Below are 21342 nucleotides of genomic sequence, written 5' to 3'. Positions count from 1 at the left end.
GCGCGGCCCAGAGGGCGACAACGCCCTTCCGGGTTTTACAAAATGCGTTCGCTTCAGACGGCTACATCAGATGCAAAGCACACCTTCACATAGCCATCCATATCCTGATATCCAGGCCAGTCCTTGCTGCAGCTGCTCATATCGCCTGGGCGATAGTTGCAGTGGCCGCAAGAGGCGCAGAGATCATCGTCAGAGATGCTTTTGGCACCTGAGGCCTGGATCTTGACCAACTCACCACTCAGCAGGGCATAAGCCTCGCTTACAGAGATGAAGTGCTCGCCACCCTTGGCAGGCTCATCGCACTGCTCGTAGACCTTCGCAGTGGAAAAATCCCCCCAGCAATCGCCGTCCCAGAACCCCAGCTTTTCATGCTCAAACTCCAGTTCGGAGAAGAGCACGAGCAGCGTGGATTCGATAGTCTGAATTGCTGGCACGAAACCGAGAACGCGGTTAAGAACCGCATTCACGCTTTCGCCGGGATGTTCCTGATACGCGCCCTTCAAAAGACGCACTTGCATCACTTCAAGGTGCTTGAGCAAGTCCTGTTCATCGAGCACCGGCCAGCCCTGCTCTTGTGGCAAGACATCGCACAGCAAACGAGGCACAAAGGCTTGATAGTCCTTGCATTGCAACAATGCATATTCACCCAGGCCTTCTTCGTTGTCTGTGTACCAAACCCATACCGGGCTACCAACAGGCAACATGGAAGGCATCTGCTGACGGAAGCCCAGCAACAGCAGCAGCTTGTCGGCATTCGTCAGTGTGTAAGCATCATGCTCGACGACAGCATTGCTACCGCCGAACATTGCTTCCATGGCCAGGGTTTCCATCATTTTCGGAGGGAGAACCAGACCGTGCTTCGCAGTCACCGTGAGCAGCCAGCCCGAGTCTTTCGGCCCGAACTCTGCAAGTGAGGTGTAGTAGACATCACCCTCAGAGCTGATGTTGGCAAAGAACGATTCCGTTGGGCGGTCGTAACCGCATTCCAGAACCAGTTCAACACCATTGACGCTCGTTTGTTTGATGAAGTGCTTGGACATGGGATTCCTTTCGTGGGGAAGTGAAAGGGCACCGCGCCCCATAGGGCAAGACAGCGCCCCATAGGGTTGAAGAAAGTTGGGAAAGAACAGATTCAGCGACTACACATTTGCAGTCGCTACTAGGTCAGACTCCTGAGGAGCCTATTCATTGAGAACGAGGAACGCGTCCCAGGCCTCGGTGGGCTTGGCTACGGCTTCCACAGCTTGATGGGTCCATCCCTTATCGGGTGGTTTGTGAAAAGAATGCTCACTGGCGATCATCTTCTTCGCGGGTTGAAGATGCGCGCAGCACCCTTCAGGGCAGCTGTCGCCCATCTGGGTTAAAAAAGGCCGCGAGGCCTGCCAAAAAGCTGTTTGTTTGCGGAGGCCAGCTACCTCACGTTTTCGTTCCGAAAGGAACAAAATCAATCTGCCCAGTATGCCCCTACTGCATGGTCTTCGGCCTCTGCGCATTGGCCCAATCTGGGCGGTGTTTCGTCACGACAAAGCACCGTAGCTCATTGCCAGAATAAAAAAAGCCCAGCCAATCCCTGTAAGGATCGAGCTGGGCTTTTTGCTGTCACAGCAAGGCAATTTGCGCTGTATGGAGCTGGTCGCATCTGTGCTCCAGGTCCAACCAGGCGCGCTGGCCATGCAGTTCATGCTCCTGTCGCCATTGCGAGCGACGCAAGATCTCATCGGTCATCCGGCTTTGGCCAGTGGCGAGAGAAATTGTGCCCATGCGCAAATAGGTCTTGAAGCCATAAGTCCAGTCGCTGCAAGACGGATCGCAATAGCTCGCAATGTAGTCTTCGGCAAGGAACTCCAAAAAGTCTGCTGCTCCCACAGCGTCTACCGAGAAAGCATCCGCCTCTTCGTAGTCACACACCAATGCACCGTTGGAAAGGGATTTGAGGCCCACGTTGCACGAGTCCGCAAACATCTCCAGGCCCACATCACGCAGACCGACTGCGCTTTTGATGCCTGTGACCTTGTACCAATCATCGCCCACATGAATGCGGCCCACTTTGGGTACGTCCGTTTTGGGGAAGACTGGTACTACCGGCGCTTCCTCCCATCCATCATTGTTCTGAAGATCCAGATAGATCTTCAAAGCGCTGAAAGGAGGGGCGATTGCGTACAAAGACCAACGAGCATCTATGGCAATAAGCTGTTGAATGCTGATGATCTGCACACCGGACTTTCTTTCGGCAGTCAGGGTGTAGACCAAGAGCTTTTTCAGGGTGTCTGGCGAGTATGTGTCTGCGCCGATCTCGATGTAGCCATCACTGGCAATCGAGCGGCCCACAAACTGCCGCATGCTCCAGTCATACTGAGTGTTGGCAATCCAGTTGCGTAGCCGGTTCAAGGGTTTCATGAACCCGTAGCGCACCAGGTCAGAATCAATCATCTGCTCTGCTGATCTGTCATGCGGTCCGATGCGAGTGCATGCCCAGCATCCTGTGCGCGCTCCGCACGGTTTGCTGCTTCCCGACATTTTCATGTCGGCAACGATCACACACGACGAACCTCCTGCAGCCTTGTAAAGCTCCATGGTGTCGGAGAAATCGCTATAGCTGTCATACACACCAGCTGCACACATCCCCAGATGCTCCCAAACGTCATCGACGGTGTGAAGCAATATTGGTGACGCGCGAAGATGACCTTGATCATTCACCCAGATCCCTTCGGCAGACTCCTGACGCTCTTCAATACGCTTATCGCGCGCTGCAGATTCGTTCTGGCGCACACCAGTCATGACCACAGGTGCTTTCCAATCACCGAGATTCGGTGCTGAGCGCATCAGCTGGTTGAGCAGCTTAGTGTTCACCTTGACCTTTAGATCAGTTGAGCAATCCGGGCGACTTGAGGCGAATGCAGGTAGCGCCCGCCCGCCAATCACTCGGACAGGGAAAGAGTCGTTCAGATCTGGATAACCAAGCAACACCCGAAGATCGAGCTGATGACGCTGCGCAAACAGCTCCATCTTTTTAAGCTCAGCCAGCGCCAGCCTTGCAACCACTGGGTTTTCAATGCCAGTCTGACTGTGAACTATGACGATGGGTGGCACCTCATAGCCCTGCGTTTTCAGCTCGGCACCCGTCAGCAAGATGACGCTGGCCAGGACCGAGCTGTCTTTACCTGCAGAGAAAGCACCGACACAGATGTGCCGAGCTTTCATGATGTCCGAGACGATACGACGAGCGCGATCCTCAGCTGACTCCAGCCTCACGCTAACAAGCGCCGTGGTGGACCCGACATCACTTGCTGCCTCATGGAAAAGGTCTAGCGTTTTCATTTTGATCTCCTGAAACAAATCAGGGCGATCTCCCCCACAGGGGCTGAATCGCCCCTGGGGGTTGAAAAGACCGCTATGCGGACTCAAAGGGTTGGATAGGGATCAATCAAGGTTGGTTGACCCTACCCAGTCGGTGAAGGCAATTGATTGCCTGTGTCCTAGCCGAATGCCTTTTCAGGCAAGCAGGCACTCTTCGATTTCTGTCCAGCGATATCGCTGCGCAAAACGAAACTCAGGGCTTGAGAAAGCATCAAACCGAACCTCTTGCGCGGCCTTGGCCACATCAGAACTCGGGACTCGCCACAACCCGCTCAGAAAGCGCGAGAACTTTCCATTGACAAGATAGACGCCATCCTTTGAAGGTGGCACGGTCCCCTTGTAGCTGGCCTTGGTTGGAACCTTGGCACTCTCCCCTTCCAAACTGGTGAAGGAAACGGCCCAGGCCTGCAGCGGTTGAGGTTGTACGTGTATCGACATATCCACTCCGTATGAAATGGACAGACCCCGGCCCAAGGGCAACAGAGGCCCATCCGGGTTTGAAAAAGACCTTGCGGCCAATAAGAAGCTGTTTGTTTGTGGAGGCCAGCTACCTCACCTTTCGCTCCCAGGAGGAACAAATTAGATTTGCCAAGTATGCCTGTGCCACCCCGTACAGCTCTGTACTCGCATTGGGCCAGTTTGGGCAGAAGCTTGCATTCCTGAGGCTCCGGCTATGGTGTTTATGTGAGGCCGATACGGGCCACGAAGAACGACACTTTTCCAGGTACTCAACAATGCAAAACCAAACCACCGCTGAACTGACCGCCCTCGAACTGGCCTTGCGTCAACTCAACAGTAACGATCTGTGCAGCTTGGTCCGTAACGAACAATCCGCAATGACCTTGAATCAAGTCTTTGAAAACCAGTCCGATCAACTGCAGCAGTTGGAGCTGATGAACAACAAGCTCACACTGGCTCTGAAGCGCGTGACTGCCGTGGCCATCTCCGTTATGTATTCCAGCAAGAAAGATCAGGTCAGCCGCGAGTTCTCGCAGGACGAACTGCTGGCAGTGGCCACCACCGCTGAACCCATGCGCCAAAACGGTGTTGCCCAGGAAGCGGTCTACCGTGCAGCATGGTCCCTGGTGCAAGAGCAACAAAACACCGACTACACGCTGCACTGAGAACCACCGCAAGCCGCGCGAAAACTCGGGCCATGCTCACAGCCAGGAAAGCTGGCTTGTGACCATGGCCTTTTTGCTGAGTCACGCATTTTGCTAAACTGTATATATATACAGTACACCGCAAAGCCGACATGCAGCCCCACCCTCTTCCCCTACAGCCACTGCCAATCGACGCCAGACCATGCTGGTTGATCGGCGTCTCAGGCGCTGTCAGAGCTGGATTTCCTAGCCCTGCCGAGGACTTTTCCCAGTCTCCAATTGATATCAGCAAGCTACTGATTCCTCATCCCCAGGCGACGTTTTACTTCCGAGTCTCCGGTGACTCGATGGTGCTGGCCGGATTGCATGATCAGGACTACGTACTTGTAGACCGCGCTGTACGCCCGGAACCGGGTCATATCGTTGTCGCAGTCTGGGACCAGGATTTCACTATCAAATACCTACGAAAGCGCGGCTGCTTCTACCTCGAAGCCGCGAACCCCACCTACCCAAAGATGGTTCCCCGCGAAGGGCAGACGCTGGAGATCTTCGGCGTTGCACGCACTGGCTTGCACGCGCTTCCCGGCTTCAATATCCGGCCCTCATAGGTGCCCTATGTTTGCCCTTTTAGACGCTCACAACTTTTACGCATCCGTAGAGGGGGACATGCGGCCTGCGCTGCGCTCACACCCCTATGTGATCCTTTCAGCAAACGATGGCGCTGTTGTGGCCCGATCCGAGCTGGCGCGTGCCCTGGGGGTCAAGATGGGAGAGCCGTGGTTCAAGCTCAAGGATCTGCGCGAGCTGAAAGGCTTGATGGGGCTGTCTGCGAACTTCACGCTGTATTCCGACTATTCAACACGCATGCACAGCCTGCTTGCAGGCCTTGCGGAGCACACAAGCCCTTACTCTGTCGATGAGTCATTCAGCTACCTGGGTGACATGCGCGGCGACCATACAGAGCGGGTGTGGCGCATGCGAGAGCGTGTTGGCCAATGGCTAGGCTTGCCTATGGGCGGGGGCATTGGAAAAACGCTCACTCTTGCGAAGCTGGCCAGCCATATTTCCAAGCAAGCTTTTCGTAGACCAGGCATCTACCCCGCAGAACTGGCCCATGTATGCAACCTTGGCCAGTGTGCGCCCTCCCTACTGCAGGACTGCATGGCGAATACGCCCGTCAACGAGGTCTGGGGTATAGGCCGACGCTACTCCGCGCAGCTGATCGACGGCGGCATTCTCACGGCATTGGATCTGGCCAACATGGATGCGGGCACTGTACGTGCAAGGTGGGGGGTCAATATGGAGCGCACCGTGCGCGAGCTGAATGGCATTGCTTGCATCGATGTCGAAGGCTCAAGCACGCGCCAACAGATCATGTGCTCTCGCTCCCTTGCCAAGCCGGTGGAGTCCTGCCAGGAGTTGCAGCAGCTGGCCAGTCTGTTCGCAACCAATGCTGCGCGCAAGCTGCGCCAGCAAGGCTCCGTGAGCAAGGCAGTTTCCGTTTTTGCGATGAGTAGCCCCTTCCGTGATGGCCCGAGATTCGCACGCTCTCGTGTAGTACCCCTAGCCAGAGCGACTGACGACTCCCGCAAGCTTTGTACTGCCGCAGCAGCTGGAATGCGGAGCATCTTTGAAACTGGCTATGACATCGTGAAGGTAGGCGTCATGCTGATGGACATCAGCTCGCGCGAAGAGGCCATGGCCCAAGGCCAATTGCTGTTTGATGATTGTGCGGACGCAACAAACGAAGGGCCGCTGTCGTCTAAAGAACATGCCCTGATGCTGGCCGTCGATGCCGTCAATGCGCGCTATGGCCGAAATTGCTTGCGCACAGCCAGCACCACAGTGAAGAGCTACAGCAGGCAAGAGCTAAGAACCCCGCACTACACGACGAATCTCCAGGATGCGCCGATTGCTCGGGCGTGACTGCAGGAGCTGGTGCTAATTGACCATGGTTCCGAGGCAAGATGATCGGCCTGCTTGCACAGACCATCGGCAGCAATCGCCCCAATGCCATCCTAGATAGCAACAATGGTGCAACGCGTTAGTGGCACTTCCATCTTAATTTCATAATCGATCACAAGGCTGCTCTTCTGCCGAGCGCCCTCTCGAACATAATCGAGTTCATGCGGATACACTTCCAGCTCAATGCGCCACATCGGAGCGTCAGGAGCAAAGCCGATAGCATCTACAAGAGACTTGGTGTCGTTACTGTCAATCTTGACAGAGCACCAATGAGTCGAATTGCTACTGCCTAGAGGGTTAGGCCGTACAGTCTGAATTTTATTTTTATTGCATTCGAATGTGCTCGGATCAACTCTTGTGTAGTGATAGAACACATATGGTGGCGACGTAGTTGTTAAACGTGAAGCTCCCACATTCCATTCATGATGAACGTAGTTACCCCGAACAAAAGGACCTGTCATGCAATCTCTTCCAAATAGAGAGGCAGTGTAGACCATTTGTAGCGAGCAAAGGAAAGAGCGAATCGACCAGCAGCCTTGTCTGCCTCAACCGGCACAGACGGTCAGTTCAACCGGAATACTCTCGTGACAGCTTGGAGAGCTAGAGAGTTCTCTTGACAAAGAGGTGTGAGTTCTTGGCTGTAGAGCCAGGACCCCACACCTGACTGGCTACTCCCAACGAATCTATGCCGCTGGGTAGATTTCTTTCGGGGCATCCGGCCACTCTTTGCGAATAACGTCGAACGAACCTTCGCGCCACAAACGAAGCAGCGCCATGGGATCTTCGCTCTGATTCTCCAGAACATAGTTAAGCAACGCATTCCACATTGGCCCCACCGGCGGCTCAGCAGCTTCCACCAGCTTCACCTCGACATCCGACGCATTCAATCCCCCGCCAAGGTTCCACCATGGACTCCAAGAACCATCAGCATTTTTGAAACGTGCCTGGTACTTGCCGCCGTTCGCGCCAATCCTCTTTTCAGAGATGGAAGAGGTTCGATTTGGAATACAGCTCATGATTTCCTGTGAAAGTCTGTGAAGGAATCCGAACCTTAGAAGCGTCAAGGCTGTACTCTTCAATGCTGCGCGACCCGTTTTGGGCAAGTCCAAGCTCCAAATGCGAACCACGCAAATCAAACCACAGGAGCAACCCGGCTCAACATGCGAAAGGAAGGCCAAAAAATGAGCAACCTGGTCTGTGATTTCTACGATGACGATGGCGTATTGGATGGCCCATGGCACTGGTCTGCTGTCCTCTGCCCTGGGTGCTTTGAAAGTCATATGGACTGGCAGGTTCGCGTCAGTCCGACGAGCAAATCCTGGGAAAAGTGTGAGCGCTGTGGGAATCCGCCATGCGAGAGCCTTGATAGTTCCCTGGATGCTGATGACGATGAGCTGCCCTCTCCAGCAAAACCAGAAAAACCAGAAAAACTGCTTTCACCGTCCCAATCCATCGCTCTCATAATTGGTCACGAGCGAATCAGTCATGCTGAGGCGGTGCGCAGGGTCTACGCCTACATCGAGGCGAATGCGCTTCATGATCCTAAAGCTCAGCGCATCATCCTGTGCGATAGCATCCTGGAAGCAGCTCTCGGCGTACCCAAAGTGAGTCTATTCGCCTTACCCAAACTGGTCCTAAGCAAGCTCCAGTAAGGCAACGACCGAAAAAGCTGGCAACCAGAGAATCCCAGAACCGTCCTAGATAGATACCCGCTTCGGGGCGATTGTTGCCGGTGGTGCAGTACAAGCAGGCCGGTCATTGCGTATCTGCATGATGGTCAATTAAGGCCAGCACCCATACTCAACGCGGTTGACCCCAGGTCACATCTAAGATCTCTTCAATCTCTGCCACATCGTCTTCGTTCACATAGAACGGAATGACGGCTAAGCCCACGGCCTTTGCTGCGGCGTAGCGATGATTGCCACCGCTGAAAAAAGCTTCATCTTTAACGCGAATCACAAGCGGCGGGGTCATCGGCATCCCACGGCGCAGATGAGCTATCACCTGGGCCAGTCGCCAATCAGAGCCGAGTGACCACAGCTCTTTTTCAGTATCGCGGCGGCAGTAACGGGCCAGATTTTGATCGAACGCGCGCAGCGGCATGTGGCCCAAGCGCAGGCCATTTGGGTACATCTCAAGCATCGCTTGCTCAGTCACTCCATCCATTGCGAAGTGCTGTCCAGCTTGCGAATAGTCCCAGTTGAAAACAAGCGCGGGCCACTCGCATACCGGCTTCCCGAGGTACAACGCGCCCTCTTCCTGCAGCGATTTGTTGTAAGCCATCAAAGCTTCGTATTCATCCAATGTCAGGCCACAACTTTGAGCAGTCTGTCGGTCGATGATCTTGGCTAATTGGTCTTTGTCTATGCTGGCCAGCAGCTGCTTGAAATCTGAACCCATCCCAACGTCCCTCACCATACGAAGTCCCTAATGCCCATAGCCCTTGCATAGAGCCTGCAGACTATGTGTACATCACTCCAGACGAACACCCCATTCCTCTGGGTGATTCTCACTTGCCCTGAATGCAAGAAGCGCTGGTAAGAAATGACCAACTTCTTCTGACTGTTGATCAGATGCTCGAAGAGGCTTTCTGCGAACTGAAGTTGCTCGGCATTCGGCTTCACTTTTCCAATTCGAGCAACCGTCTCCCTGGCATGAAGACTGAACAACTCCCAATCCTTACCTTCATTTGGGAGCGCTTGCATCACTGCGTGCAGGTGGGCCAAAAATTCCACAATCGTCACGGCTGGAGCCTGGGCCTGGGCAGGTGTATGAGCCTTAGGCTTGTGGTCGATGAAGGCATTGAACGTGGACACCAGCCTATCAAGCACAACCTGTGAAATGCCAAAACTCTGTGCTTCTGCAGGCAAGAGAACTTGCAAATGCACTACTACCTGCGGAACCAAGTTCGCGGTCTTTGTTGCCAGTGGAACGATGTTGTCGGCCCGCTCCAGTACCAGGGAGCCGTCCTGCCGAATCCACTCCTGCAGCGTCCGTTTGTCACCGTAGCGAATAGTCGCGCCTGGAAGACCCAACTGTTCAAGCGCCGCGCGAAAGGCACGCAGCCAAGCAGTGACGCGACCGATTTCGTCCTCCCGAACCCAGCGGCTCAATTTGTGCTTTTCGTACTGCTTGGACATGCTCAGCTGCTCACTGCTCCTAACAGGTCAATCTCATGAAACTTCAGCGCAACCAGATCACGCAACGTTGGAAGTTCGTTGGCCTGGTTGAGCCTTTCAGCGAAAGCCTTGAGCTGGGGATTTTCATGCAAGAACGCAAAATATCTTTCACGATTCAAGCTTGCGGGTGTGGAGTCTAGGGCAGCACTGATCGAATCAATCATCTTGCCCATGACGGCCCTCTTCATCCTCTCATGCAGTGCTGCAAGCACCCCAAATACAGCAATCGCAGCCTTGAGAACAGTCAGAAAGATATCTTCGCTTCCGTTCATCAGATCTGTAGCAGCTAACGCTCCGAAAAGCAGGCCGCCGCCTCCAAAAATGGCAGTGTGCATTTGAACCTGTCGATTGGGCTGTCTCAGGTACTTTGCGACCGCCGCATCAAATTCCTTGGGCTTGTGAACCAGGGCATCGATACCAGCGCGCACACCGCCACCGTATGCGCGCTCTGCAAGGTGCAGGCCGTAATAAACACCCTGCACATCGTTTTCCTCCATGAAGCCAACCATCGTCTCTTGCTCGGGTAGCTTGTCCCGTTCGATCATTTCATCCCTCTCCGTTTCTTTGTGACAATCCCAGCAGCCAGCGCCTGATGATTGGGCACCAGCAGTGTATGGGGGGAACCATGAATCAACGCCGACTTTTAGCCATCGTCTCTGTCAATCAAGAGAACCGGGTTCGCTGCATGTTCCCCAACTGCAATCACCCGATCCACAAACGCATCTACGTGGTGGACGATGCTGGTGACATCAAGCTCATTGGGTCTACATGCATTACCAAGGATGGTTATGCCGCAGGTATCGACTTGAGCCGGCCTGCCTATTCCGTTTCCTCTGGCGATGGCCGAGAGCTGACTGAGGAAGAGCGCCAGATCCTGATCAGCAATACCCACGAGCTTCTTGCACGCTTGAAAAATGAATACGAAACCCAGCTGGCCAGCGATGCTCTGCAGGCACTGGCCAAGTCCCAAGCACATGCTGCAAAAGCTCGCCCTACCAACTCTCCACCGTCCAGGCCTACCCCAGCTGCCATGGCACCAAAGCTGGTCGTTGGGGAGGCTCTGCGCAATGCACTGCCGCCCTGGCCATGGGTTGATCCACTTCGCTCTGTCCTGTTCATACAAATGGCGGACGGGAGCAGCTGGCTGCGCGTGCAATCGAGAGACAGCGGAAGCCATCATCTGATCCCGTATCCAGAATTTGTGGGATGGCAAGACTACCTGCCCAGCCATCTCGGCCATCTCAATTCCACCCGCGACGGAATTGAAGTTCCCAGCATCGGCCCTGCCCTCATGTTTCTTCGCGCTCAGAAACCAGTTTGCGAATCTGTGTGTCGAGGCTTCGCACAGGCACGCCAGATGGCCAGACAGTACCACCCGCATCTTTGATGGGTGCAACGCACTCACGCTGCAGCGCTGAATAATTCACTTTGCCCCACGGGCATAGTCTTGCGCAGCTGCTGCAGTGCGGTCTTGACGCAGTGACCAAACGAATTAGCCCAACGCAAGATCTCACGCCCAGCATGCTCACCGAGCGATGAAGCCGCACCGTAAGTGACGCTTTGTCCCAGCAACTCATTGGCCTTGGTCTGGGGCAGGCCTTCAATCAAATGCTTAGGAATTCCTTTGCACGCAGCATGCTCTATGGCGGTAGGCACGCGCAGCAACTCAGGGTTCGTAGGGTGCTGAATTTTCGGGTCGGTGCTGCGGTTTTTTGTGATGCCCTTAGTCAAGCCTCCAATGAACGTGTCTTCGGCCTTGAAGACGCGCATCATGAAATTCTTCCCCGCCTCTTTGTCGCGCTCTTGCTTGGCTTTGAGTCCGTCCATCGTTGACCAACGGTCCTTCACGACTTCCTCTGGCTCCAATACGTCTGCCAGGGTGCGCGACGAGCACGCGGGCTTGCTGGCCATGGCATCAAAATCAAAGTCCATCCCGCGTGATACAGCCACCATGTAAAAACGCTCACGGGCTTCCAAATCACCGAATTCCGGGCCGCTCAGAACGCGCTCATGCGTCTCATAGGCCATATCGCGCAGTTGTTGACGAAGAATGCACGCGCTGGCCGAATTGCCCCAGGGGATCACATTCTCAAAGATACAGACAGATGCGTTTAGCTTGGCCAGCAGCGCAACTGCGCCAGCGACCAGATGCCCGACCTCCGGGTGCGCTTCAGGCATATCTGTACGTCGCTTTGCTCGGCCCGCTTTGGAGGCCCCAGAACACGGAAGGCCCATGCAAACAACGTCAACCTCACCTATGCGGTCCATCACCATTTCATCGAAAGCCAGCTCCTGCAAAGGAAGGTTCAATACGATGGTGGAGTCGTTGAGTAATTCGTTGTGTTCCAACGCTTGTTCTGTGAGGTCTTCGCGGATCTCATTGAAGGCGTGCAGATGCGCCTTGATACCGGCCTTGCGCAGGCCCGCATGTAACGCGTGGTCCAGCACCCCACCGCCGCTGGCTACCCCCGCAGTGGCGAGACTCTTGCCCGCCTTCAAGCGCTCCATCAAACGCTTGACGCGGCGAATCAAACGCAGCTCCGAGGCCATAGGAGAGACAAAGACTTGACGTTCACCGAAGACCACGCGGATGGCCTTGCACCCCATCAGCGGAGCCAGGGCGGTGGAGTCTCGGACATCGATGATGGAGTCAATGCGACCGTCCTTTTTACGCTCACGGCGAGCGACTTTGTTTGTGCCCTGCTCTTGGAGCTTAAGCACGACACCGAGGCCATAGGGTTCAACAACAAACTGATGTCCAGGCTCAAAGCCCGAGTTGAGCAGTCGCTTGCCCTCAAGCCAAAGACGAGGCGATCCATCGCGCTCACTGAGTTTGCGAGTTGTGACTGTGTGCATGCTCATGGGGAAGTCCTTGAAACGATGCAATCAGTCTTTCATAGCCCTGAAAAATGCAAGTGCTACCCATTCGCCAATACAGAAGCGGGTAACACTCAGCTATCGCTGGATGTTCTCTGGGATCACACCATGAACGGAGCTGTTTACCCCTGCTCTAGTTCATCCAGATAAGCATAGACATCGAGCAGTCCGGGTTGACCGTCTTCAGGTGATAGATCACGCCCTTCCTCGACTCCTGCGAAGAAGGCATCTGACTCAGCAGTGCTGTCCACATACGGGCATGGCACCATCGGCAATCTGTCAATGCGAACACGAAGAGATGCCAGTACACCTTGCTTGTATGCCTCGCTGCGTGGGGCGCGCCCAGGCTTGAAAGCCTCATCGAACACAGCTTGGGCTGTCAGTTCCTTCATGACGTTCTTCCTAGCTTATTGCATGCTTTGCATGGGATGCCGCGTTTTGCCGCTGTGATGGTCCCGAAGATCATGTAATCGCTCTCAGCACCGCAGCGTCTGCAGACCATCTTGCACAGCGGCTTGCCGATGTCCTCCGGCTTGCCGGAATCCACTTGGCCAGCATCGCTGACATGCATCAACACGCGAGGCTTCGTGCGCTTAGGTAAGGTTTCTGGGAATAAGTCGTCGATCAACCGACGCGAAACATTCTCCACTGTCGAAGTTTTTCGCATGCGAAAAAGTCGCCTTACTTTCCTCGTGCAAACGGAGCAATTTTCGTAGAAGCTGCTGGCCAGTAGACCATGGGCTTGATGCCCTGTGCAGCGGCTTCTTTCTTGATTGTTGTGGTTGGACCAAACCCGTGCAGATGAAGCTCAGTTGCACCAACTTCCTTGGCTAAAGCAAGAGTAGCGCGGCAGGCTGCGATCTTGGTTTGGTAGACATCCTGCCGAAACTTTTCGGGGTTTGCCTTCGCTGCAGCTTCTTGTTCGTATGGCACGAACCAGTAGCCCGGAGCATCTTCAAAAATGGTGAAAATCGCCTGCTTCATCCCCTCACCTTTTTCAATTTGTGGACCAGCCATGGTAGCTGAACGCAGCTGCAATTTTGCCTGTCTTGTCCAGGGGCAAAGCCTTTTGCATCTCTGCCTTCACACGCTCGCTGTCTCCCATCTCCATGATCGAATCGAATTGGCGCTCACCGAAATCGAAGACCGTGTAGAAGCTATAGCCGGGGTTAGTGAATCCATTCAAGAACAGACGCAGCATGCACTGCACGCGCTCATTGATATTGTCTTTGCTCAGGTCATAGAAAGACCGTTGATAGAAGTACAGCCAGCATCCCAGCTCAAAGTGATTTTTCGCATGGTCCGCCTCATCCATTTCTTCCCAGTGGTCCATGCACAGGCCTTTGCGCTCAGCGCAGGCGCGCACGTTTTGTGCATCCTTTTTCAGCTTTGCACGGACAGCCACAGGAATCGGTGCTTTGGCGTTGATGTCGATGATGAACGGCTTGGCCTTGGCGTTTGCCTGCGCCTTCGCACCTGGCTGAATTGCTGGCGCGACAAACCCAAATAGATCTGCTGTCTGATACATGCTGGACTCCTGTTGTGACTGACAACCAGAGTACCGGCATCGTTAAAAATGCAAGACCAAACTCAGTAGGTAGTCGCCACGGCCTCAGCTAGGATCGCTTGCTTTGCCAACTCACGCTCTTCGGCAGAAATGGCACCATAGACCGTTTCGCCGTACCAGTGCCTGAACATCGACATGCTTCCGGCACGGTTGCGCCGTCCGATGTTGAGCTTGAATCGATCATCCTTCAGCGTGTCGTTGTACTTGGAGAACAGAGCATGGCGCTGCTCTGCAGGCATGCCATCAACCATCCCTTGTAGCTCGGTTTGCCGACGCAGCATGACTCGCCTATCGATATCTTCAATCGTCACTGTGTCTTCGACATTAGACCTGCGGGCATCAGGCACTACGTCATCAACTTCGTTGCGAACAGCCGAGACGAAGATAAGCCCCATCACCTTCGCGCAATCGGGGTAGTCCTTGAAATACTTGTGCTCCAAGCTACGCAAGAAATACTTGTGTGGGTGCTTGAGCTGGTACTTTTCAAACTTCGAGCGGTACAGCGTGTGGGCGTATGCGTTTTGTATGTCCTCGATGGAGTACTTACCGAAAAGGCTGAGGATGTCACCGTTAGGGAGAGGCCAGCCTTCAAGGAAGCCACGCATCTGAGCATGCGCAGGTGTTTCGCTGATGCCAGAGAGAACTTCTTGCCGGTTGTTTTTCAGCTTGATCAGCAGACGGACCTGATGAACGAATTTGCCCCGTTTGATGACATCCAACTCAACGTTGAACCGAGTCTGCATCGAAACCTCATGGATCGATGGAATCAGATATCGCTCGCTGAAGCCGCTCCATGTCTCGGCCTTCTTCGGAATGTCCTTGGCCATGATCAGGCCACGCAGCATTTCCCATGGCATCAGTGCGGAGTGCTGGATACCAGCATCCTGGCAGACGAGTTCGTACAGACGTACCGAGCACTGAAGCTTGAGAGCGGCCATCTCGCGCTCTTCGAGCAACGCATATCGATGGTCTTTAGAAAAAAGGTGCTCAACATCGCTGTTGATCTTGAAGCGCACTTCGCCAGACTCGTACAGGATGGTCGGCACGAACACAATCCACACCAGCTTGGGATTCTTCAGATCCTTCGACGCCATGTCGAAGTGCATCTTGATCTCCTGCATCGAATTTGCGACTGCAGAGATGTGGGTGCGATTGTTGGTGTTGAGGTTGAGTGCAACCTTCAAATCCGAAAATGGCATCGACCAAAAACCATCAGCATCGCGCTCTTGCGTCTGGACGCACTTGATGATCATGTTCATCAGCTTCTGCTGATGATTTGTCTGCAATGTTGCAGTCAACGAATGGATGAGCGGATAGTTCTTCCTGATGGACTCAGGCCGAGCTTTTGCTGCTCTGACGTTGACGCGGCGAAATCGCTTTTTCGAATCAGGTTCGGGGTCAGGGAAGCCAGACAGGCCAATTTGCCGGTCAGCATCGGTCATCGGCAGATTGAATTCTTCTGCTTCAACGTCTTTGGCCATGGCTTCGCCCTTTTTGTTGCCCTAACCAAGACAAGGAATTTTCCTGATCCTGGAGCCGATTTGAGAAAAATTTATTGATTGCCAACGGATTATCACCCCGGAATTTATTCATTTTTTTGCAGGATTGCAATAGGTGTGCACTTGCTCATCGCGCGCACCGTAAAAACATAGATACCTAGAGGCATAGATACTATAAGGACTTAATTAAGTTGTTTGTTATCAACAACTTATAGAGCAATGACACCCTTTAATTGGTACGAAGGATGCCGGGTATTGGTACTTCAACACCCCTCAGTTGGTACGTTGCAAGCCTTAATTTGTGCTGATAGCTCCCTTGTATTGGGAAATTTTTAGCGTAAAGAGCAAAAAACCGCACCCAGTACAAATTTTGTCTCGATAGCTTTTCAGCAGCGACTCTTTCAGAGGGATGGCCCCCTCAGCCATACAGAAAAATTGCTCGTTAGCACCCCTCAATTGGTACGGTAGACCCCTTTTTTTGGTTCCTGATCTAGCCATGTGGTTTTGTACGTGTGGAACGTCTTCTGTCTGACTCCGTGAATCGTCGCTGCATTGGTTAGCTATCGGGAAAAATTTTCTTCTGCGCTCTACCGCTGCAACGTTTTTAGAACCCCAGGGAGTCCCGCATTTTTTTGCCTTTGTAAACCGCGACAGCGCACCGTTAAAAACAATAAAAACTTTAATACGCTAACTACAATAAAGAGAGCGAAAAGCTGTTTGTTGACAATGGGTTGCAGAGGCATAACACCCCCGTATTGGTACGGTAGGCCCCGTCCATTGGTTCGATAACATCCGCTGGTTGGTAGGGTGTCACCCCCGATTTGGGCTCTTACACACCTTAATTTGGGATCATTGGTGTCCCCAAAATTTGCTCGATAGCCCCTGATATTCACAGTTTGGTGCTCCATTTTCTGGAGCACTATCAAGCAAATTTCAGTGTTCATCCCCCCTCATTTGGTACGTATCCCCCCTTCAGTTGGTACGTGTGCTTTTTCGCTATCGGGCCAAAAAATCTGTTTATCCCCCCTGAATTGGTACAACGCCTTCTGCTCTGAGGCGGCACGTTGAGGTCTGCTTATTTGTGGCCTGATGGCTATGCCCATCTGAGCTAATGGTGAGCTATCGCATAGGCGTGCAGAGTCCTTTTAGGAAAAAAATTGGCCTCAACCCCCCTCAGTTGGTACGTTGAGCACTTCCACGGGGAAAAAATCGGCCTTAACACCCCTCAATTGGTATGTGCGGTTCTGAACTGAACAGGTATGCCCTTCATCCCCCCTCAATTGGTACGTTTGGACAGTTTTTTTCCCTTTCCAACGGATGAGCTGAGATCTAGAACGGGGAAAAGCTACTCAAAATGAGCTTTTGATAAGGGTGAAACAGGCGCATTGCCTTAATTGGACAAAAATAGGGGGTGGAAAGCGGGTGCTGATCGCTGCCTCTCCTCTGCTGGCTCCCGGCAAACCTATCGGTCAAAATTTCGGGGGGGTTTTTGGGGTTGAGAGTGTCACATGCCCGACATGGTTGCCCAAAATGGGCTATTCGGACAATTTTTGGGGGGGTTTTTGGGGTCAACCGGAGGTTGCCCCTCACCGACTCCGTGAAGAGCGAAATCCATGGGGTATTTTTGGGGTGATGTGCTCGATATCGATCCTCACACCCTTTCTCATGCTTTAGCCGAACTGGAGCTGCAGGGTCTGAGCTTGAAGCTCCCTAGCTCTGATCTCCATAGACCTTGCCCGTTCTTTGTCTCGTGCGCGCTGGCTACGTGCTTCATATTCGCCCGTGGCTACGTCCACCACATAGCCGAAGTAGAAAGCCGTCAGCGGGCCTCTCCAGCCCTTCCAGGTGCTACGAATGGCTTCCTGCTGATCAGGAGTAGCGCGGAAGAAATTTCCCCGCGCTTTGCGCCAGCACCGAGCTTCATGCGCGCGCTGCCGCGCTTCTGTGCTGTCGAGCAGAGATTGACGGCGTGACAGCTCTGCATCAGCGTCAAATGGCTTCGGAGCTGGGAGTTGATCTGAAATAAGCGGATATTTCTCTTGGAGCTTCTTTGCCAAGCGTGCTGGCTTTGAGGTGGCCATGGCGAGTCTGCGCTGTGTCCAGGCCGCGCGCTCAAAACGCTCCATTCGTTTGAATTTCATGGTGATGCTCTTCTTTGGGGTAGTGCACTACCCTACCCTGCTTCCCAGAAATGCAACCTGGCATGCGCCAGCCCTCATTCAAGGCCAGTTCGGTCAAAAAAAAACCTGCGTGGAGATACGCAGGTTTGTAGGCAATCCTTGGCGGAAGAGTGTTCCGTCAGAACTTTCCATAGTGCTTCAGGAAGTTCTTCATGTCGATGATGCCCCAGTCATCGATGGTGTAGTACCCGTTGGAGCCTCTATCGCCCCCAGAGACACGGACATACCGTACCTGCATGCCAAAGTCAGACCGTAGGAAGCCAATTTGGCGTTTGATTGTCTGCAAAGGGATGCTTGTCGTCTCCTGGAGAACATGCAAGGTAGGCTTCTCGTGCGAACACAGCGCATTGATGAGATCGAATTTACGCTTCGTGTCGCGCGAGATGGTCATGAGCCACAGTTAGTCGGTTGCTTGAACCCCCCGGAGTGTAATCTGTTCGGCCAGCACCTCAGTTACATTTCCCGCATCTGTTTTTACCCAAACGCTGCCATCTTTAAGAGAAATCCGGTCATTCATGATCACGGCATTTGTAACAACGCCGTCAATGGGGACTGAAACTGCCAGGATGATCTGTCCTGGTGTGACAGCTTTGAAGCTCACATTCTTCTGAACACTTGGTTGACTTGGCTTCTTGTGAGCATCGTTGGGCTTGCTGGCCACGGTAGTTTGCGTCTCAGCATCTTGCGCTGCTGGACTGTTCATCTTTGCAGACTTGTCCAGCTCTTTGGCAGTGCTCTCTTGAGAGCTGGCCGGGGAGCCTGACTCGCTGGCAGCACTTGATGCATCAGGCTTGCCCTGGCTGGCATTGAGAGCCTTATCTGCTGCGGACTTGCTGTCGTCGCTGCTGTTGGGCTTTATCTTGCTCTCCCTGGCTTGAGGTCCACGCTTGCCACGTTCCTTCCCATCATCAGAGGTCAACTCCTTCAAGATGGCGCGCGTGGTAGTGCGAGAAAGGCTCTTTTCTTCCTTGGCCAGGGCAACAATCTCGATGGCTCTTTGCGGTGCCAGATCATGAATGCGACTCAGGTTGTACAGCGTCTCGGCATCGTTTGTGATTTCCTCATCGTTCAGCGCGCGAATGAAGCTCGGGATGCTCAGCAGAGACAGGTACAAAGAAACAAACGCTGGAGTCTTTGAAACTCGCTTGGAGATCTGGCCATTTGTCCACCCTGCTTCCTTGAACTGGCTCAGTGCATCAGCGATTTCAAAAGGTGTGAGATTTTCACGTTGGATGTTCTCTGCCAGCTCTTCCGCTGTGCGGTCCAGATCCTCCTGCATTCGCGTATCGATGACGATCTTCATCTGTTTGAGCTTGGCAATTTTGCCTGCTCGCCAGCGACGCTCACCTTTGAGGATCACATACTTGCCATCCTTGTTCTTGGGAGCAACGTTGATGGCATTGATCTGGCCATCAAGTTTGAGACTTTCAGCAAGCTCTTCCAGGTTCTTGAAGCGTTTGCGCACCTGGGCCTTGGAGACGATATCGTCGATGTCCACGGACAGAGGTTTGCCGTCCTCTTGTTGAATGCCGCGCGTAGCAACAGCGGCCAGTTCGGTTAATGAGGTGATGTTCTTCATTTCTTGTTCACTTTCGACAGCAGCTCTTTAATCACGGCCAGCACTTCTTTGGCGGCAACGTGAGCGTAAGGGAGCGTCCAGATCGGGACCCCATCAGATGTTGCTGTATCCAGGGGGGGACGGTTTCTGATGGTATTTTTGAACACGAGATCCGGGATAGCCGCGCGTATCTTCTCTTCAGCACGCTCATGGCTGAGCGAAGACGTGCGGTCGTTGATGAAGACGCCCAAGATCTCAAGATCGGGATTCGTAGAGTGCTGAACACCGATCAACGTTCTCAGCAGGCCCTCTAGACCATCGTAAGCAAAACCAGACAGCTTGACGGGTGCTACGACATGGGTGCTCATGGCGAGGGCAGCATAAAGCTTGCGGCCGAGGCTAGGCGGGCAGTCGATCAAAACATAGTCGTACTGCTGTATGAGTTCACGCAAATTCTCGCGCGGGTTCAGTGCGTCTACAAGCGTGAGGCCGGTTTCGATCTCACTGAGATCGTGGTCGTTCTTTAGTGTGTGAATGAGGTCTACACCGCATGGGCAGTGAATGACTTCGATGGGGCCGATGTCCTTTTTAAACAAATCCACCACACGAGTACCGCTGTAAGCGGGGACCAGCTCACCCTCAGAATTTGTTTCATGTGGAACAAGTCGGGAGGATGTGTTGCCCTGGGCATCGAAGTCCAGCACAAGAGTCTTTGCTTGTTCTTTGATAGCGAGATAGAAGGCAGTCTGGATGCACACCGTTGACTTCCCCACCCCACCCTTCTGGTTGGAGAAGCTGACGACCTTGGCTTTACCCTTGTGTTTGCGCTTGATGACTTTGTTCATTAGATCGCCCGGTGGCCTCTTGAGTGTTATGTCCAGTCTTTTTCGCATGCGAAAAAAGCTGGGGGAAGTCTGGGCCTACTGGCTCATTCCAGACTGAGTTCTTCCTGATTTTCATTCTTTTCTTCGCCTTTGGGCGTGAGCTGCGGCAGCTTTCCTGCCAGTTCGCGCAGCAAAGCAACATCTTCGCTGGTCAGCTTCATGAGGAACGCCTGTCCATCATCCGATGGTGTGATGCTATCCAGGCGGCTGGTGAGGCCCGAGAGGCTGGTGTGCATGGCCGTCACCATCTTTTTGTTCATCTTGGGGGCGGCAGTCGCTTTCAGGTGCTTCTTCGTCACAAGCGCGCGCTTTTTCTTCGCTGGGTTGGCACCCTCCCCCTCGCCACTTTTGGAATCGTCTGCAGCTTTCACAGGCAGCGCCGCCTTAGCCGTTTTGACTGCTTCGGCCAGGATCTCTACAACGTCATTTCCATGCTCGTTGAACTGCTCCAAAGCCGTTGTCGCAGAGACTTCATTTTTCTGGATCATCACTTTGACAGGCAAAGGCAGATCCAACAGCGAGAGTGCGAAACGAACAGCTTCTGGAGTCACGTTGGAGCGTCTGGCCATCTCTGCAATGCTCCAGCCCCAGCTTTCAAGAAGCTGATATTGCACCGCACAGGACAAAACAGATACAGGAGCGCCGTTGTTGCCGTTGATGACAACCAAAGCCTGCTCAGCATCGTCACCCTTCATCTCAGTGACGAAAATCTTCTGTATCAGCGCCCCTTCGGCAATGGCCAAATTCAAGCCGCGCTTGCGTGTGTAGCCATCACGGATATAGGCAACGCCGCCAATGACCTTCACCAGGATGTTCGGGACGTACTTGCCTTCCTTATAGGCATCCGCAAACATCCGAACGCGGGCCGCGTTCTCGGGCATTGCAAAGTACTCATCCTCGTCCATGAAGGCGGTGCGAGCATTGAACCCTGGTTGAGGGACCACCAAAGAGTGATGAAGCAGGAAGCCATCGGTGCGCGACATCTCTTCAAGAGGGAGGCTCTTTTCCAGTGCCTTGAGCGAATTGATGGTGTCGGGGTGAGGTTTTTTCTTGGGTTTCTTGGGTGCTGCAGTAGACATGCTTGTATCCCTCCAATTGACAGACTTAATTTATGGTACTGCGATCAAGAAAAATGCAAGGAATTCAGCTACCGATTTTTTCGCATGCGAAAAG

23 protein-coding genes are annotated in these 21342 nt (G+C 53.5%); 5 read left to right on the top strand and 18 right to left on the bottom strand.

All coding sequences use genetic code 11. The annotated features are described in order from the left end of the window. Positions 1–53: 53 nt before the first annotated feature. From NOX35_RS27025 to NOX35_RS27015, 3 genes are all read right to left on the bottom strand, one after another. Positions 54–1040 (bottom strand): hypothetical protein, encoded by a 987-nt coding sequence (locus NOX35_RS27025; RefSeq protein ID WP_182312620.1) that lies wholly within the window; start codon positions 1038–1040, stop codon positions 54–56. Between the two features lie 559 nt (positions 1041–1599). Continuing rightward, positions 1600–3318: a hypothetical protein gene (locus NOX35_RS27020; RefSeq protein ID WP_182312622.1), complete on the bottom strand. Its 1719-nt coding sequence runs from the start codon at positions 3316–3318 to the stop codon at positions 1600–1602. Between the two features lie 174 nt (positions 3319–3492). Further along, on the bottom strand, positions 3493–3795 hold the full coding sequence (locus NOX35_RS27015) for a hypothetical protein (RefSeq protein WP_148748316.1): 303 nt from the start codon (positions 3793–3795) through the stop codon (positions 3493–3495). 398 nt (positions 3796–4193) lie between these two features. Here NOX35_RS27015 and NOX35_RS27010 point away from each other — a divergent pair, with 398 nt between their 5' ends. The 3 genes from NOX35_RS27010 (at position 4194) to NOX35_RS27000 (ending at position 6386) form a co-directional block, all read left to right on the top strand. Further along, complete coding sequence (locus NOX35_RS27010) at positions 4194–4481, top strand: hypothetical protein (protein ID WP_256497038.1); 288 nt, start codon at positions 4194–4196, stop codon at positions 4479–4481. 131 nt (positions 4482–4612) lie between these two features. Continuing rightward, positions 4613–5068: a LexA family transcriptional regulator gene (locus NOX35_RS27005; protein ID WP_080944556.1), complete on the top strand. Its 456-nt coding sequence runs from the start codon at positions 4613–4615 to the stop codon at positions 5066–5068. 7 nt (positions 5069–5075) lie between these two features. Then, positions 5076–6386: a Y-family DNA polymerase gene (locus tag NOX35_RS27000; protein ID WP_182312626.1), complete on the top strand. Its 1311-nt coding sequence runs from the start codon at positions 5076–5078 to the stop codon at positions 6384–6386. Between the two features lie 92 nt (positions 6387–6478). Here the strand turns inward: NOX35_RS27000 and NOX35_RS26995 are convergent, their stop codons facing one another. Both NOX35_RS26995 and NOX35_RS26990 read right to left on the bottom strand, forming a co-directional pair. Continuing rightward, positions 6479–6886 carry a hypothetical protein gene (locus NOX35_RS26995; RefSeq protein ID WP_232536463.1) on the bottom strand — a complete coding sequence of 136 codons (408 nt, stop codon included), beginning with the start codon at positions 6884–6886 and terminating at the stop codon, positions 6479–6481. Positions 6887–7108: 222 nt separating this feature from the next. Continuing rightward, entirely contained in the window at positions 7109–7441 is a 333-nt protein-coding gene (locus tag NOX35_RS26990; protein WP_182312628.1) for a hypothetical protein, read from the bottom strand. A 165-nt stretch (positions 7442–7606) separates the two neighbouring features. Between NOX35_RS26990 and NOX35_RS26985 the strand changes: the two genes are divergently transcribed. Next, complete coding sequence (locus NOX35_RS26985; protein WP_182312630.1) at positions 7607–8077, top strand: SWIB/MDM2 domain-containing protein; 471 nt, start codon at positions 7607–7609, stop codon at positions 8075–8077. A 148-nt stretch (positions 8078–8225) separates the two neighbouring features. Here the strand turns inward: NOX35_RS26985 and NOX35_RS26980 are convergent, their stop codons facing one another. The 3 genes from NOX35_RS26980 to NOX35_RS26970 are packed head-to-tail and all read right to left on the bottom strand — an operon-like array spanning position 8226 to position 10149. Then, entirely contained in the window at positions 8226–8825 is a 600-nt protein-coding gene (locus NOX35_RS26980) for a transcriptional regulator (RefSeq protein WP_182312632.1), read from the bottom strand. Positions 8826–8836: 11 nt separating this feature from the next. Then, the gene (locus NOX35_RS26975; RefSeq protein ID WP_182312634.1) at positions 8837–9565 is read right to left on the bottom strand and encodes a hypothetical protein; all 729 of its coding nucleotides are present in this window, start codon (positions 9563–9565) and stop codon (positions 8837–8839) included. Between the two features lie 2 nt (positions 9566–9567). Continuing rightward, a complete protein-coding gene (locus tag NOX35_RS26970) occupies positions 9568–10149 on the bottom strand; it encodes a hypothetical protein (RefSeq protein ID WP_182312636.1) in 582 nt (193 codons plus the stop codon). Positions 10150–10229: 80 nt separating this feature from the next. On the opposite strand from NOX35_RS26970, the gene NOX35_RS26965 reads away from it, so the two are divergent. Then, entirely contained in the window at positions 10230–10991 is a 762-nt protein-coding gene (locus NOX35_RS26965; RefSeq protein WP_182312638.1) for a hypothetical protein, read from the top strand. A 14-nt stretch (positions 10992–11005) separates the two neighbouring features. On the opposite strand, the gene NOX35_RS26960 is transcribed toward NOX35_RS26965, so the two are convergent. The 10 genes from NOX35_RS26960 to NOX35_RS26915 form a co-directional block, all read right to left on the bottom strand. Next, on the bottom strand, positions 11006–12466 hold the full coding sequence (locus NOX35_RS26960; RefSeq protein ID WP_182312640.1) for a DNA cytosine methyltransferase: 1461 nt from the start codon (positions 12464–12466) through the stop codon (positions 11006–11008). A 137-nt stretch (positions 12467–12603) separates the two neighbouring features. Then, positions 12604–12873, bottom strand: a complete 270-nt coding sequence (locus tag NOX35_RS26955) for a hypothetical protein (RefSeq protein ID WP_034396704.1) — start codon at positions 12871–12873, stop codon at positions 12604–12606. Positions 12874–13162: 289 nt separating this feature from the next. After that, the gene (locus tag NOX35_RS26950) at positions 13163–13498 is read right to left on the bottom strand and encodes a hypothetical protein (protein WP_256497037.1); all 336 of its coding nucleotides are present in this window, start codon (positions 13496–13498) and stop codon (positions 13163–13165) included. Continuing rightward, a complete protein-coding gene (locus NOX35_RS26945) occupies positions 13479–14009 on the bottom strand; it encodes a hypothetical protein (protein ID WP_182312642.1) in 531 nt (176 codons plus the stop codon). Before NOX35_RS26945 ends, NOX35_RS26950 begins: the two co-directional genes overlap by 20 nt. 62 nt (positions 14010–14071) lie before the next feature. Continuing rightward, positions 14072–15529, bottom strand: a complete 1458-nt coding sequence (locus NOX35_RS26940) for a replication initiation protein (RefSeq protein WP_034396707.1) — start codon at positions 15527–15529, stop codon at positions 14072–14074. A gap of 1688 nt (positions 15530–17217) precedes the next feature. Next, the gene (locus NOX35_RS26935) at positions 17218–17688 is read right to left on the bottom strand and encodes a hypothetical protein (RefSeq protein ID WP_182312644.1); all 471 of its coding nucleotides are present in this window, start codon (positions 17686–17688) and stop codon (positions 17218–17220) included. Positions 17689–17845: 157 nt separating this feature from the next. Next, positions 17846–18118, bottom strand: coding sequence for a helix-turn-helix domain-containing protein (locus tag NOX35_RS26930; RefSeq protein WP_034367538.1), 273 nt, complete (start codon positions 18116–18118; stop codon positions 17846–17848). A gap of 9 nt (positions 18119–18127) precedes the next feature. Next, positions 18128–19306 carry a ParB/RepB/Spo0J family partition protein gene (locus tag NOX35_RS26925; protein ID WP_182312646.1) on the bottom strand — a complete coding sequence of 393 codons (1179 nt, stop codon included), beginning with the start codon at positions 19304–19306 and terminating at the stop codon, positions 18128–18130. After that, positions 19303–20130, bottom strand: coding sequence for a ParA family protein (locus tag NOX35_RS26920; protein WP_182312647.1), 828 nt, complete (start codon positions 20128–20130; stop codon positions 19303–19305). The genes NOX35_RS26925 and NOX35_RS26920 overlap by 4 nt, the downstream gene beginning before the upstream one ends. Positions 20131–20213: 83 nt before the next feature. Continuing rightward, on the bottom strand, positions 20214–21248 hold the full coding sequence (locus NOX35_RS26915) for a chromosome partitioning protein ParB (RefSeq protein WP_182312649.1): 1035 nt from the start codon (positions 21246–21248) through the stop codon (positions 20214–20216). Positions 21249–21342: the final 94 nt, after the last annotated feature.

Source organism: Comamonas sp. C11, from assembly GCF_024496285.1.
In the GTDB taxonomy this organism is placed as follows: domain Bacteria; phylum Pseudomonadota; class Gammaproteobacteria; order Burkholderiales; family Burkholderiaceae_C; genus Comamonas; species Comamonas testosteroni_F.
Note: the sequence above shows the minus strand (reverse complement) of the source record. Positions and strands in the feature narration are given on the sequence as shown.

Coding starts and splice junctions, on each gene's coding strand:
- NOX35_RS27025 (WP_182312620.1), bottom strand. CDS start 1,040: ATGTCCAAGCACTTCATCAAACAAACGAGCGTCAATGGTGTTGAACTG.
- NOX35_RS27020 (WP_182312622.1), bottom strand. CDS start 3,318: ATGAAAACGCTAGACCTTTTCCATGAGGCAGCAAGTGATGTCGGGTCC.
- NOX35_RS27015 (WP_148748316.1), bottom strand. CDS start 3,795: ATGTCGATACACGTACAACCTCAACCGCTGCAGGCCTGGGCCGTTTCC.
- NOX35_RS27010 (WP_256497038.1), top strand. CDS start 4,194: ATGACCTTGAATCAAGTCTTTGAAAACCAGTCCGATCAACTGCAGCAG.
- NOX35_RS27005 (WP_080944556.1), top strand. CDS start 4,613: ATGCAGCCCCACCCTCTTCCCCTACAGCCACTGCCAATCGACGCCAGA.
- NOX35_RS27000 (WP_182312626.1), top strand. CDS start 5,076: ATGTTTGCCCTTTTAGACGCTCACAACTTTTACGCATCCGTAGAGGGG.
- NOX35_RS26995 (WP_232536463.1), bottom strand. CDS start 6,886: ATGACAGGTCCTTTTGTTCGGGGTAACTACGTTCATCATGAATGGAAT.
- NOX35_RS26990 (WP_182312628.1), bottom strand. CDS start 7,441: ATGAGCTGTATTCCAAATCGAACCTCTTCCATCTCTGAAAAGAGGATT.
- NOX35_RS26985 (WP_182312630.1), top strand. CDS start 7,607: ATGAGCAACCTGGTCTGTGATTTCTACGATGACGATGGCGTATTGGAT.
- NOX35_RS26980 (WP_182312632.1), bottom strand. CDS start 8,825: ATGGGTTCAGATTTCAAGCAGCTGCTGGCCAGCATAGACAAAGACCAA.
- NOX35_RS26975 (WP_182312634.1), bottom strand. CDS start 9,565: ATGTCCAAGCAGTACGAAAAGCACAAATTGAGCCGCTGGGTTCGGGAG.
- NOX35_RS26970 (WP_182312636.1), bottom strand. CDS start 10,149: ATGATCGAACGGGACAAGCTACCCGAGCAAGAGACGATGGTTGGCTTC.
- NOX35_RS26965 (WP_182312638.1), top strand. CDS start 10,230: ATGAATCAACGCCGACTTTTAGCCATCGTCTCTGTCAATCAAGAGAAC.
- NOX35_RS26960 (WP_182312640.1), bottom strand. CDS start 12,466: ATGAGCATGCACACAGTCACAACTCGCAAACTCAGTGAGCGCGATGGA.
- NOX35_RS26955 (WP_034396704.1), bottom strand. CDS start 12,873: ATGAAGGAACTGACAGCCCAAGCTGTGTTCGATGAGGCTTTCAAGCCT.
- NOX35_RS26950 (WP_256497037.1), bottom strand. CDS start 13,498: ATGGCTGGTCCACAAATTGAAAAAGGTGAGGGGATGAAGCAGGCGATT.
- NOX35_RS26945 (WP_182312642.1), bottom strand. CDS start 14,009: ATGTATCAGACAGCAGATCTATTTGGGTTTGTCGCGCCAGCAATTCAG.
- NOX35_RS26940 (WP_034396707.1), bottom strand. CDS start 15,529: ATGGCCAAAGACGTTGAAGCAGAAGAATTCAATCTGCCGATGACCGAT.
- NOX35_RS26935 (WP_182312644.1), bottom strand. CDS start 17,688: ATGAAATTCAAACGAATGGAGCGTTTTGAGCGCGCGGCCTGGACACAG.
- NOX35_RS26930 (WP_034367538.1), bottom strand. CDS start 18,118: ATGACCATCTCGCGCGACACGAAGCGTAAATTCGATCTCATCAATGCG.
- NOX35_RS26925 (WP_182312646.1), bottom strand. CDS start 19,306: ATGAAGAACATCACCTCATTAACCGAACTGGCCGCTGTTGCTACGCGC.
- NOX35_RS26920 (WP_182312647.1), bottom strand. CDS start 20,130: ATGAACAAAGTCATCAAGCGCAAACACAAGGGTAAAGCCAAGGTCGTC.
- NOX35_RS26915 (WP_182312649.1), bottom strand. CDS start 21,248: ATGTCTACTGCAGCACCCAAGAAACCCAAGAAAAAACCTCACCCCGAC.